Below are 12,029 nucleotides of genomic sequence, written 5' to 3' on the forward strand. Positions count from 1 at the left end.
TCGGGCGCGCTGTAGCAGGTCAGGGGCTATGTGACTGCTTGGAGTCAGCTCGTCGGTGTGTGTTCCGGGCGCGTGCGAGGTTGTCCCGGTGACCGCACCACCGCGTGTGATGGATCACACGGGCTTCGAGTGGCGCGGACACCGAAGCTGGGTGAAGATCGGTTCGCAGATCATCGAACACGGAGGGGGCCACATTGGCCGAGCTTAGGAAAGGAACCCGGATCACCGGGGCGGAGCGGGACAAGCTCGCTGCCGAACTTCGGAAGAAGTACGAGTCCGGACAGAGCATTCGCCTGCTTGCCGAGTCGTCGGGTCGTTCGTACGGGTTCGTCCACCGGATCCTGTCCGAGTCGGGCACGACGCTGCGCGGACGTGGGGGCGCGACCCGGGGTACCAAGAAGAAAAGCTCCTGACCATGAGCATGCCGGCCGCCGCCGACCCGGCGGCGGCCGGGCTGGGCGTACTCGCAGCTGGCCCTTGCGTTTCGCTCACTGTGTGTGACGATGTGTCGGGTTGGGTGGGTCACACGCCCACCCTCCCGAGCATCGCCACGGCACTGGACGGCGTCCTGCGTGACCTGCGCGGCGACGTTCGTGTCGTGGTCGTGAACGCTGTACACCGCCTGTCCGGCCCGGCCGGCCACGCGGCTGGTCCGCCCGCCGGCGGGATCGCGGCCGGGCGGGATCTCGCCACCTGGTCCCGGGTCGCCCGCCGGCTGTCCGAGCGGGCGGACCTGCTCAGCATCGCCGTCTGCGCCGGCCCGACGACCGGCCCGGGGCTGGCGCTGGCCCTCGCCTGTGATCTGCGGGTGCTGACCGAGGACGCGTCGCTGGGCCTCACCGAGGCCACGGCCGGTCGCGTGCCGGGTCTGGGCGTGGCCGGCACGCTCGTCGACACCGTCGGTTACGCCCGTGCGCTCGCGCTGTGCCTGACCGGCCGGCCGGTCAGCGCACCGGACGCGCTGCGACTGGGCCTCGCCGCGCTCGTCGTCCCCCGTCGGGACCTCGACGCCGAGGTCGGCCGTCTGGTGGCCAGCCTGCTCGCGGTGCCACGGGAGGTCAGTGCGGAGACGAAGGCGCTGCTGGGAGGCGCCCGCGAGCGGTCGGACGTCCAGCGCCGCGCCGCGGAGGAGGACGCGCTCGCGCGGGTCCTCGCGACGACCGCCGGGAATGCGGGCTAGCAAGCCTTTGCTTACACCGTTGCGTAGTAACACGTAGCGGCGCGTCGGAGGCTCCATGAGAACTGCGGTCGACAACTGGTCCACCATGCGCTCGTTCCAACGGGACCGCTCGGTGACCCGGGCCAGCCTGCGCCCGGGGACCGTCCACCGCATCGTCGGCTTCGCCCGCCCCTACCGTCGGCAGCTCGCCGGTTTCGGCGTCCTCATCGTGCTCGGCGCGGCGACCGGCGCCGTCACCCCGCTGCTGTTCAAGGCGATCATCGACGACGGGATCGTGCCCGGCCGGGCCGGGGTCGTCCAGGGGCTCGCCGCGGTGGTCGCCGCGCTCGCGGTCGGCGAGGCGCTGCTCGGGCTGGGCCAGCGCTGGTTCAGCGCCCGCATCGGCGAGGGCCTGATCTACGAGATGCGCTCCCAGGTGTTCGACCACGTGCAGCGCCAGCCGATCGCCTTCTTCACCCGCACCCAGACCGGCGCGCTCATCACCCGGCTGAACAACGACGTCCTCGGCGCGCAGTCCGCGTTCACGAACACGCTGTCCGCGGTGCTGTCCAACCTCCTGTCGGTCGTCTTCGTCCTGGTCGCGATGATCAGCCTGTCCTGGCAGATCACCGTGGTCGCGCTCGTGCTGCTGCCGGTGTTCGTCGTGCCGGCGCGCCTGCTGGCGCCGCGGCTGGCGGCACTGACGCGGGAGAGCTACGGCCTCAACGCCGAGATGAACACGATGATGACCGAGCGGTTCAACGTCGCCGGCGCGCTGCTCACCAAGCTCTACGGCGAGCCCGACCGCGAGGTGCGAACCTTCCGCCGCCGCGCCGGGCGGGTCCGGGACATCGGCGTCACCCAGGCGATGTACGGGCGGATCTTCTTCATGTCGCTCACCCTGGTCGCCTCGCTGGCGACGGCGATCGTCTACGGCGTCGGCGGCACCTTCGCGGCCCGGGGCAGCCTCGAGGTCGGCACGATCGTCGCGCTCACCGCCTACCTCACCCGGCTCTACGGCCCGCTGACGCAGCTGTCGAACGTGCACGTGGACGTGATGACCGCGCTGGTCTCGTTCGAGCGGGTCTTCGAGGTCCTCGACCTGCGACCGGCGATCGAGGACGCGCCGGACGCCGTCGAGCTGCCGGTGGGGCCGGTGGCCGTCGAGTTCGACCACGTCGGCTTCCGCTATCCGGCGGCGACGGAGGTGTCACTGGCCTCGCTGGAGTCCACGGCCGTGCTCGACAGCCGGACACCCGAGCCGGTGCTGCACGATGTCACCTTCCGGGTGGGTCCCGGTGAGCTTGTGGCGCTCGTCGGCCCGTCCGGCGCGGGGAAGACCACCATCAGCCAACTCGTCGGCCGGATGTACGACGCCCGGGACGGAGCGGTCCGGATCGGGGGGCTCGACGTCCGCGCGCTCAGCGGTCGCTCGCTGCGGGCGGCCGTCGGCGTGGTCACCCAGGACGCGCACCTGTTCCACGACAGCATCCGGGCCAACCTGCTGTTCGCCCGGTCCGACGCGACCGAGGAGCGGATGTGGGCGGCGCTGGACGCGGCCCACATCGGCCAGGCGGTGCGCGACCTGCCCGACGGGCTGGACACGGTCGTCGGGGAGCGCGGCTACCGGCTCTCGGGCGGCGAGAAGCAGCGGCTGGCCATCGCCCGGCTGCTGCTCAAGGAGCCCGCGGTGGTCGTCCTGGACGAGGCCACCGCCCACCTGGACAGCGAGTCGGAGGCGGCGGTGCAGCGGGCGCTGACCGCGGCGCTGGCCGGACGCACGTCGCTGGTCATCGCCCACCGGCTCTCGACCGTCCGGCGGGCCGACCGCATCCTCGTGGTCGACGGCGGGCGGATCGTCGAGAGTGGCAGCCATGACGAGCTGATGGCCCTCGGTGGCCTCTACGCCGAGCTCCACCACACACAGTTCGCCACCCAGGACGACGCTCCGGTCGCCGAGCCGCCGGCCGGTGGGCAGGCCGAACCGCCGGCCGGTGGGCAGGCCGAACCGCCGGCCGGTGGGCAGGCCGAACCGCCGGCCGGGCCGCCGGCCGACTGGAGCTCGGGCGCCCACGTCACCCTCGACCCGCCGAACGGTGGGGTGGCGGCCCTGCCGGCCGCGCGCTGACTGTCCGCTCAGGCCGCCGCTGCGACGGAGATCACACCGACCGGCGGGCCGGCTGTCATGGACACCGCGTCCAGGGACGCGGTGTCCGCCGGTCCGGTGTCGGGCTCGCCGGTCTCGTGGGGCAGCGCGATGTCCACGTCGCCGGAAGGCCGCCGGTGAATTGCGGGATTGTTGGTCATGTCCGGGCTCCAGGTTGTTTCAGGGCGGTAACGTGCCGCGGTCTGGACGTCCGGGATCGTGCGGCGCCGTTGCCAGCTTTCCCGTAACTGTCCCTTCGCCCGCTCTTGCGGGAGGACCATGCGAACGTACGCCTGCTGTGCCCTTGCGCGCAGCATGTGTCCGAACGCCCGGGTGCGAAACGGTCACAGAACCTCTCGGGACTAAGCGGCCCAGAACCGGCGCATCGAGTGTGTCACCAGGGCCCATGTCCAATCCCGGGCGTTCGTTACCTAGGCTTTGACCGTGCCACGAAGAGCCAAGATAGTTTGCACCCTCGGCCCGGCCACCAACTCTCCCGAGATGGTCCGGGCCCTCGTCGACGCCGGAATGGACATTGCCCGGCTCAACTTTTCGCACGGAACGCACGAGCAGCACGCCGCTGCGTACGCCCTGGTGCGCGAGGCGGCCGCGGCCGCCGGCCGCAGCGTGGGGATCCTGGCCGACCTGCAGGGGCCGAAGATCCGCCTCGGCAGGTTCGCCGACGGCGGGGTCACCCTGCTGCCCGGGCAGCATTTCACCGTCACCATCCGTGACGTCCTGGGCGACCAGGAACAGGTCGGCACCACGTACCCGGGTCTGACCCGGGACGTCGCCGCCGGGGACACCATCCTCGTCGACGACGGCCGGCTGAACCTGCGGATCGACGGGGTCGAGGACACCGACGTCCGCACCACCGTCGTGATCGGCGGCAAGGTCAGCGACAACAAGGGCATGAACATCCCCAGCGCCGCGCTGACGGTGCCCGCGCTGTCCGAGAAGGACGCCGACGACCTGCGCTTCGCGCTCGAACTCGGTGTCGACATGATCGCGCTGTCGTTCGTCCGGTCCGCCGAGGACTACGCGGCCGTCCGCGCGATCATGGACGAGGTCGGGATCCGGGTCCCGGTCCTCGCGAAGATCGAGAAGCCGCAGGCCGTCGACGAGCTCGACGGGATCATCGAGGCCTTCGACGGCCTGATGATCGCCCGCGGTGACCTCGGTGTCGAGCTGCCGCTCGAGGACGTCCCCCTCGTCCAGAAACGGGCCGTGAGCCAGGCGCGTGAGCGGGCCAAACCCGTCATCGTCGCCACCCAGGTGCTCGAGTCGATGGTGAGCGCGCCCCGGCCGACCCGCGCCGAGGCGAGCGACTGCGCCAACGCCGTGCTGGACGGCGCCGACGCGATCATGCTCTCGGCCGAGACGAGCGTCGGGTCGTACCCGGTCGAGTCGGCCGCGACCATGGCGCGGATCATCGAGACCGCCGAGGCGGATCTCGGCCGCATCCCCCCGTTGCGGACCCCGCCACGCACCCTCGGCGGCGCGATCGCCCAGGCGGCGGTGAGCGTCGGCGAGGCGGTCGGTGCGCGTTACCTGGTGGCCCACACCCTCAGCGGGGACACCGCCCGCCGGCTGATCCGGTACCGCAGCTCGGTGCCCGTTCTCGCCTTCACCCCGATTCCCGGGGTGCGCAGCCAGATGGCGCTGTTCTGGGGCGTGGAGACCGTGCTGGTGCCGTTCGCGGAGAGCACCGACGAGATGGTCCGGCAGGTCGACACGGCCCTGCAGCAGATCGGGCACTGCCGGCCGGGCGAGCTGGTGGTCGTCGTCGCCGGTACCCCGCCGGGTGTCGCCGGCATGACCAACACGATGCGGGTGCACCGCATCGGCGAGGCGGTCTGACCGGGCCCGCGGGTCCGTGCCCGCCGCGGGAGTGCCGCCGCCGGTCGCTCGCGATCGGTGGCCCGTGGCGGGCTGGAACGGCACGATCGTGGGGGCGCCGGCCGTGGCGGAGCGAACAGCGCCGGGCCACCGGGCTTCGACCCGGTGGCCCGCGGTCGCCCGCCGCCCCGCCTCCCGCGCCGCATCTTCGGTGTCGGGCGCGACGACAACTGCTGAGCGGCCAGGTCGTGGCTCGGTCAGCCCGCCCGGGCGAAGTCGATGACGCGCCGGGGATCGTCCGGGTGGTTGATCTCGTCGAAGAGGATCCAGCGGTCCACCCGGATCTCGTAGAGCCGGTGGGCGTTGCCGTCCGCCAGCATCATGTCCACGTTCGCCAGCTCGCTGCCCTGCGGCCACCGCCTGTGATAGATCGGCAGCAGCGCGTCGGCCTCCGCCACCGGTACCTCCTCCGCGGTACCGGCGAAGCTCACGCCCTGGACCTCCTGGCCCAGCCCGTCGAGCTCGATGGTGACGATCGCGCCGGCCACCCGACGATCGGCCCTGATGTTCCGACAGTGGGTGCGGTCGGGCCTGGAGATGAAGAACAGGCGGTCCGGTTCGAACGAGCTCGCGTACCAGAGGTTGCAGACGGCGGGCTCGCCGCCACCTGCCAACGTCGCGATCTGCATCACTTTGCCGTCGCGAACGTAGTTCCGGGTCACGGACAGGTCCGCCGAGACGGCGTCGGACGTCGACACGGGAATCCTCCCAATCATGGGGTGTGGGCCGTGCAGCGTGAACAGCGCGCCCGGCCGGCGTCCGGCCGGTGGCTCCGTCGGCGGCCGGACGCTCGGGCCCGGTTCTGGAAAACGCCCTCGATCTTCATTTCGCGCGGGGCAGGGGTGCTCGACTCGGCGCTTTGGGCGGAGCGCACCACCCGGCACCCGTATCAACCGAGGTGTTCTACCCCTGATACCCGGTCGGGACGCGGTTAGTGGATCGAAAGCAGGATTCAGAACAGGCTCCTGAGGCACTTGGAGCTGGGGCGCGTCGACCGCGTCTGTTGCCTGGCAGGAACACACTGTGCGGGTATGGTAGCCGAGGCCCGAGTGACACTGCTCTGTGTAATAGGTCCTGCGCTTCGAGCCGTGTGGCCGAGCCGGTGGTGACACGGCGTCCCCGTCCTGCGCGCTCCCTCCGTGGCCCTCGCGCGGTGGCCCCGCGGTCCCGCGCGACACACGCACCGTCCCTGGTCGCCTGCGGCGGGCCGCCTCCGGGGGTGGGTTCGGGCGCGGGCACGGAAGTGGCCCGCCGCGCGGCCGCGGGGTTGTTCCGCGCGATCCCATCCGTTAGCGTCGGCCCGCCCGACCAGCGGCTCCACGACGGCGCCGTCCGGGCGCGACCACGAACCACGTCTCCGGCGTGTCATCCGTGCCGCTCCGCGCGGGTCGATCCGACCGGCCCCGCCCTCGCATGTCTGGGCGAAGCAGGACGATTCACCCGGGCCGCCTTCCGTCGGTCACAGCACGGACGGATACCGTCGCCCCGGTTCGCCGGTAGCCCGTCAGGGCCATCGGATGGAAGCGCTGCGCGTCAGGAGTGAGTGCATGGCCGACCAGGGCGACCCGGCCGAGAAGCCGGTGCCCGCCGCGGAGCCGCCGGCTGAGCGCGGACGATCCAGCGGTCCCCGACCCGGCGGTCCGCCCGCGTTCGCCTCCGCTCCAGCCCCCGACCGCGGCCCGGCCGACCGCCAACCGGGTGGCAACCGTCAACCGGGCGACCGCGGCCCGGGACCCGGCGAACGGCCGGGAGCCGCGCCGCCGCCGGCTCCGCCGGCTCCGCCGGCTCCGGCGAACCCGTCCCGCCCGGTGGCGCCGACCCGCCCCGGCCTGCGACCACCACCTCGCGACGGGACGCCCGCCCGCGGCGCGACGCAGCCGGCGCCTGCCCAGGCGGCACCGCCGGCCCGGCCGGGCGCGCCCGTGAACCCGTCGGCACCCGGTAGTCCGCCGCCCGCCAGCTCCAAGGGACCCGCGGCGCCGGTGCAGCCCGCCAGGCCCGTGCAGCCGGGGGCGCCGGTGCGGCCCGCCGAACCCGCGTCGCCCGCCAGGCCGGTGCAGCCAGCCGCGCCGGTGAAGCCAGCGGATCCTGCCCGGCCCACGACGCCGCCGACGCCGCCCAGGTCACCCGCGCGTCCGCCGTCGGCCGGGCCCGCCGGCCAGACCCCGGCCGCGCGGCCCGCGGCTGGCACGAAGCCGTCCGGCCCGGCCACGACGGCCAGGCCCACGGGCACGACGCCGGCGACATCGGCCAGGCCCACGACGCAGGCGACGACGCAGGGCGCGCCGAAGCAGCCCGCCACGCCCGGGGGCCAGGAGAAGCCGCGGGCGTCCGCCGAACCGGCGCCCCCCGCCTCGGCGCCGAGCACGGGGAGGCCGGCCCCGGCGTCGAAGCCCGGCTCACCGTCGCCGTCCTCCGGCACCGCGCCGCCCGGTCTGGCGCCCCCGGGGCCCCCCAGGCCCGCCGGACAGGGGGGTTCCGCGAGACCGGCCGCGGGGGACGGCCCGGGCGCGACGCAGCGGCCGGGGTGGCCCTCGCCGCTGCGGCCGACGTCCACGGCGGGATCGGCGAACCGCCCGGAGGCGTTGCGTCCCCCGTCCGCTCCGGCGACGGGCACCGGCCGGGGACAGCCCGGCTCCGGCCCGGGATCGCCGCCGGCACGGGAAACCCTGCGCCCGTACCAGGGGCAGTCGGCACCGGCCGCCCGCCGGTCCCCGACGGTTCCGCGGAACACCGGCACGGGTCCGCCGGGCCAGTCGGCACAGCCGGGCCAGCCCGCACAGCCGGGTGGGCCGGCCGGCGGGGCCGCGGACTGCTCGAGCCCGCCGGGCGCCCGGGAACCATCGGCCCGCGCCACGGCGGGGACGTCCACGTCCTCGACCGACCAGGCCGCCCCACCGCCGACGGCGGACCGGGTCACCGGTGGCCCGGACGGCGAACAGCGGCCCCGGCCGCTGTTCGCTCCGCGCCCGTCCGCCACGACGCCGCCGTCCCGATCACTTCGATCGACGCCGCCGCCGACGCCGCCGACGCCACCCACGCCGCCGACTCCTCCGGCACCGCCGCCCACGCCGCCGACCTCTTCGGCACCACCGGCGTCTCCGGCGGCGCCGATATGGCGGTCCAGCCCGGCACCGGCCCGGACGTCGGGTGAGGACCGTCCGACGTGGTTCGAGCGGGGGGCGGCCGGCGGGAAGGAGTCCCCCGAAGCGGCCGGTGGCGGTTCCGGCCGGCGCGCCGCGCCGCCCGGGGACCGACGGCCATCGACATCCACGACGGCACCAGCCAAGGCGTCGTCCTCGGCGGAATCGGCGGAATCGGCCGCGGCACGGAGCGCGGCGTCGGCTCGGTCGGCCGCGTCGCGGTCCGAGACGCCGTCGCGGTCCGAGACGCCGTCGCGGTCCGAGACGCCGTCGCGGTCCGAGACGCCCTCGCGGGCGGAGACGCCGGCACGGGCGGAGACGCCGGCACGGTCCGGGTCGGTCGCGGCGCCCTCCGACGCCGCCGGGTCGGCCAGGTCGACCGGGACCGCGCGGTCGGCGAAGCCCACCCACACGGAACCCTCCGCGGCCGCCCGTGAGGCCCTCGATCCGCCGACCATGCGGGTGGACCTGCGCCGCCTGCCCGGCCGACGACCCGCGTCGGGGCCGGACGCGGACTCGGGCGCCCCGGCGGTGCCCGAGCAGCAGACGGGCGGGCGGACGTTCGAGATGGGCCCGGGCACCCCGCCGGACTCGCCACCCACCACAGGGTTCGTGCGCCCGGCGACCGGCCGTGGGGCGGAGCCGGCGACCTGGCGACGCCAGGACCAGCCGGGCCAGGGGACGGCGGTGCCGGACCGGGCCGACCCGGACCTGGCCAGCCCGGGACGACCGGTAGATCCCGGCCGGTCCACCGATCCGGCCTGGACACCTGACGCCGCGCCGCATCGGGCCCCGGACACGACCGGGCGTGGGCAGCCGCCGGTGGTGGGGGAGCGCAGGACGACCGAGCGGCAACGTCCGGTGGAACCCGAAGCCGCCCCGAGCCCGGACCCGGACCCGGACCCGAGCCCGAGCCCGGACCCGGACCCGGACTCCGGTCCGGCTGCGGAACCGGTGGAGGACCTGGGAACCCGTGCCGGGGCGACCCGCCGTGAGCGTGAGCACCGCGCCGCCGCGCCGGTGGCGGTGGCGGCGCGCGGCCGGGACATGGCTCTCCTCGCGCTCGGCGGGGCGGTGGCCGCGGTGGCGGCCTTCCTTCCGTGGAGCACGTTGACGAGCGGGGACGAGACCCGCACCTTCACCGGTGTCACCGTCGGAGACGGGCGCCTGACGCTCGTCGCCGGGCTGCTGATGGTGCTGGTCGGCCTGGCGTCGCTGCGCGGCCGTGGCCGCCCGGCGGGCGGGACAGGTCGGGTCGGGCCCGCGTCGGACCTCCTTGTCGCGAGGGCGTCGGCGCTGCTGCTCGTGATCGTCTCCGGGTTCGATCTCGCGCTGGGCCCGCCGTCCCTGTCGTCCTTTCGGGCCATCTCCGCCGATGTGATAGCCGTCCGGCCGCAGATCGGCGTGGTCGTGACCCTGGTGGCCGGGCTCGTGGGGCTGGTCGCGGTGGCACGCCCGCGGCCCAGGCGGTAGCGGCGGGCGGCATGCGGCCGCTGTCCGCGCGTGATACCACCGTCACGGGGCGCGGGGAGGTCGCGCCCGGCCGCCGGTCCGGCCGGCATCAGGGCTTCGGTGGGGGACGGCGGGAGGACCGGGTGGGCGAGGATCGGCAGCGGAGCCCGTGGGCCCGGCCGTCCGGCGGGGAGTACGTCGCGCCGGACGGCGGAGCACGGGTCGACGCGGGCCTGGCGGTCTGGCGGGCCGCAGCGGCGGCCACCGCCGATCCCCGCTGGGCCAGGCCGGGGGCCGACGGGGAGGTCGGGCGGGCCGCGGTGGTCCAGGGCCGGTGGGCCGGGGGCCAGGCATCGCCGGCCGTCCCGTCGGACAACGGCGCACGGACCGCCCCACCGGCCGCTGACGTCGTCGACGCCGCCTCGCCCGGAGGATCCGGGTCGGGGCCGGCTGGCCCGCGGGCTGTCCCGGCACGCTCCCCCCGGTACCTGCTGGCGATGCTCTGCCCGCCACTGGTCGTCCTGGCCGGGGGCGCGGCGGTCATCGGCTCGACGATGACGTGGGCCACGGTGCGCGCGTTCGGCATCGTGGAGTTCGCCATCCACGGCACGGATCCCGACCAGCACGGCCAGCTCACGATGGTGCTGGGGATCCTCGCGATGGTGGCGGGCCTCCTGCTGGCGGGGCGGCGTGTCGACTGGGGCCGCATGCTCGCCGTGATCGCGGGCCTCATGCTGATCCTCACCGCCGTGGTCGACGTGGCCCGCTTCCGCCGCGGTGACCTGCTCTCCGGGACGGGTTTCGACGCCACCACGGACCTCGGCCCAGGGCTCTGGGTGATCATCTTCAGCGGGCTGGTGCTGGTCCTCGTCGGTGTGCTCGTGCGCTACACCCCGCTGGCCCGCCCTGCGGGTTCACCCCCAGTCTCCTGACCCCCGTACGGGGGTCGGCCCGGGAAGGTCTTTGGGGACATGACGGAACGGCCCCGTCTTGACAGACTCTGTGATGGCAGGCGGGTGACGGGGGATGGGACGTTCGGACCGGGGGGCCGGCGTCCGATCACACCCGCTGGCCCGAAGCGCGCGTTCCATCGGGCGGGAACGGCGCGAGGCGTGCGCCGGACGCGGGGATCCGGCGTGCGCCAGGCAGTGGGTACCGGCCGCCCGGGTCGGTGCCCACTGCGCCCGCTCCACAGGCGCGCCGGGACGGGGGTCGTAGCCGTGTCGGCGCTCGGAGGGAGTCCGGAGGGAGACCGTCTGGTCGAGGGATTCGTCGCGGGTGCTCTGGGAGCGCGGTACGTCGGCGGCTCCGGTCAGTCGAGGAGGCCGTCCTCCTTCGCGCGTTTGTAGAGGTCGATCTTGGTGTCGGCGTGGCGGCCGGCTTTGCGGTACTTCACCCGCACCCGCTCGATGTACTGCTTCGCGGTCTCCGGGGAGACGGCCATCTTGCGGGCGACGGTCTTCAGCGGCATTCCGGTCGCGTAGAGGCGCAGGGCCTCCAGCTCCTTCAGTGACAGCGTCGGCCGGTCGGGCGCCTCGTCGGTCAGGAGCATGAACGCCAGCTGGGGTGAGACCCAGCCGTTCCCGGCACCGGCCGCGCGGATCGCCGTGGCCAGCTCGCCGACGTCGTCGGTTTTGGTGACGAAGCCGCCGGCCCCCGCGCGCATCGCGCCGCGGACGGCCTCCGGATCGCCGAGCGCGCTGAAGACGATCACCGAGGCTCCGATGCCGGTGAGCTGGCGGATGTTGTCGGGTGCCTCCGAGCCGTCGCCGAGGTCGAGGTCGAGCAGGACGACGTCCGCCGTCCGGCCCGGGCCGGACAGCAGCTCGGCGATCGACGTCGCCGTTGCCAGGAGGGTGAGGCCGTCGAGCCCCTCGATGACGTCGGCGAGGCCGCGAAGCACGATGGGATGGTCGTCGACAGCGGCGACCGAGATGAGCCTGCTCACCGCGTGGTCGACTCCCGCTGCGTTGCGCTGTGGGTCACGTCGCTCCCGTTCTGCCCGCCGTCGGGCATACGCGTGACGTGTCCGTCCCCCCATCGGAACGCCACCGGACACCTTGCCTGCAACGCAGCTATTTCAGCAGACCGGCACCTGGCGTTACCAACAGGTTCCCGGACGCATCAGTTGTCACGGGTGATTTCGACCGGTTCGGTGACCGCGCGTGCCCTCGGTGACCGGGTGGCGGTGGGTGTCGGGTGACGGCCGGCCGGGTGGTGCGGCGCCGGG

10 protein-coding genes are annotated in these 12,029 nt (G+C 74.4%); 6 read left to right on the forward strand and 4 right to left on the reverse strand.

From position 1 onward, the window contains the following. The first annotated feature begins 194 nt into the window (after positions 1-194). From B056_RS40650 to B056_RS0114710, 3 genes are all read left to right on the forward strand, one after another. Positions 195-413: a helix-turn-helix domain-containing protein gene (locus B056_RS40650; protein ID WP_006545344.1), complete on the forward strand. Its 219-nt coding sequence runs from the start codon at positions 195-197 to the stop codon at positions 411-413. Positions 414-517: 104 nt separating this feature from the next. Continuing rightward, complete coding sequence (locus B056_RS0114705; protein ID WP_018502625.1) at positions 518-1,180, forward strand: enoyl-CoA hydratase/isomerase family protein; 663 nt, start codon at positions 518-520, stop codon at positions 1,178-1,180. 55 nt (positions 1,181-1,235) lie between these two features. Then, positions 1,236-3,287, forward strand: coding sequence for an ABC transporter ATP-binding protein (locus B056_RS0114710; RefSeq protein ID WP_026239716.1), 2,052 nt, complete (start codon positions 1,236-1,238; stop codon positions 3,285-3,287). An 8-nt stretch (positions 3,288-3,295) separates the two neighbouring features. On the opposite strand, the gene B056_RS44395 is transcribed toward B056_RS0114710, so the two are convergent. Then, positions 3,296-3,466, reverse strand: a complete 171-nt coding sequence (locus tag B056_RS44395; RefSeq protein ID WP_230202997.1) for a hypothetical protein — start codon at positions 3,464-3,466, stop codon at positions 3,296-3,298. Between the two features lie 283 nt (positions 3,467-3,749). Between B056_RS44395 and pyk the strand changes: the two genes are divergently transcribed. Next, a complete protein-coding gene (gene pyk / locus B056_RS0114720) occupies positions 3,750-5,165 on the forward strand; it encodes a pyruvate kinase (RefSeq protein WP_026239717.1) in 1,416 nt (471 codons plus the stop codon). 236 nt (positions 5,166-5,401) lie between these two features. On the opposite strand, the gene B056_RS0114725 is transcribed toward pyk, so the two are convergent. Continuing rightward, positions 5,402-5,902: a pyridoxamine 5'-phosphate oxidase family protein gene (locus B056_RS0114725; protein WP_018502630.1), complete on the reverse strand. Its 501-nt coding sequence runs from the start codon at positions 5,900-5,902 to the stop codon at positions 5,402-5,404. Between the two features lie 1,010 nt (positions 5,903-6,912). Continuing rightward, positions 6,913-8,754: a hypothetical protein gene (locus tag B056_RS0114735; protein ID WP_154677038.1), complete on the reverse strand. Its 1,842-nt coding sequence runs from the start codon at positions 8,752-8,754 to the stop codon at positions 6,913-6,915. Positions 8,755-8,809: 55 nt separating this feature from the next. On the opposite strand from B056_RS0114735, the gene B056_RS42770 reads away from it, so the two are divergent. Next, positions 8,810-9,820, forward strand: a complete 1,011-nt coding sequence (locus tag B056_RS42770; RefSeq protein WP_154677039.1) for a hypothetical protein — start codon at positions 8,810-8,812, stop codon at positions 9,818-9,820. Between the two features lie 122 nt (positions 9,821-9,942). Then, entirely contained in the window at positions 9,943-10,731 is a 789-nt protein-coding gene (locus B056_RS0114745; protein WP_195905911.1) for a hypothetical protein, read from the forward strand. A 380-nt stretch (positions 10,732-11,111) separates the two neighbouring features. Here B056_RS0114745 and B056_RS0114750 read toward each other — a convergent pair whose 3' ends face one another. Then, the gene (locus B056_RS0114750; RefSeq protein WP_018502633.1) at positions 11,112-11,747 is read right to left on the reverse strand and encodes a response regulator transcription factor; all 636 of its coding nucleotides are present in this window, start codon (positions 11,745-11,747) and stop codon (positions 11,112-11,114) included. Positions 11,748-12,029: the final 282 nt, after the last annotated feature.

The sequence above is a fragment of the Parafrankia discariae genome (assembly GCF_000373365.1).
Lineage (GTDB): Bacteria > Actinomycetota > Actinomycetes > Frankiales > Frankiaceae > Parafrankia > Parafrankia discariae.

Coding starts and splice junctions, on each gene's coding strand:
- B056_RS0114710 (WP_026239716.1), top strand. CDS start 1,236: ATGAGAACTGCGGTCGACAACTGGTCCACCATGCGCTCGTTCCAACGG.
- B056_RS44395 (WP_230202997.1), bottom strand. CDS start 3,466: ATGACCAACAATCCCGCAATTCACCGGCGGCCTTCCGGCGACGTGGAC.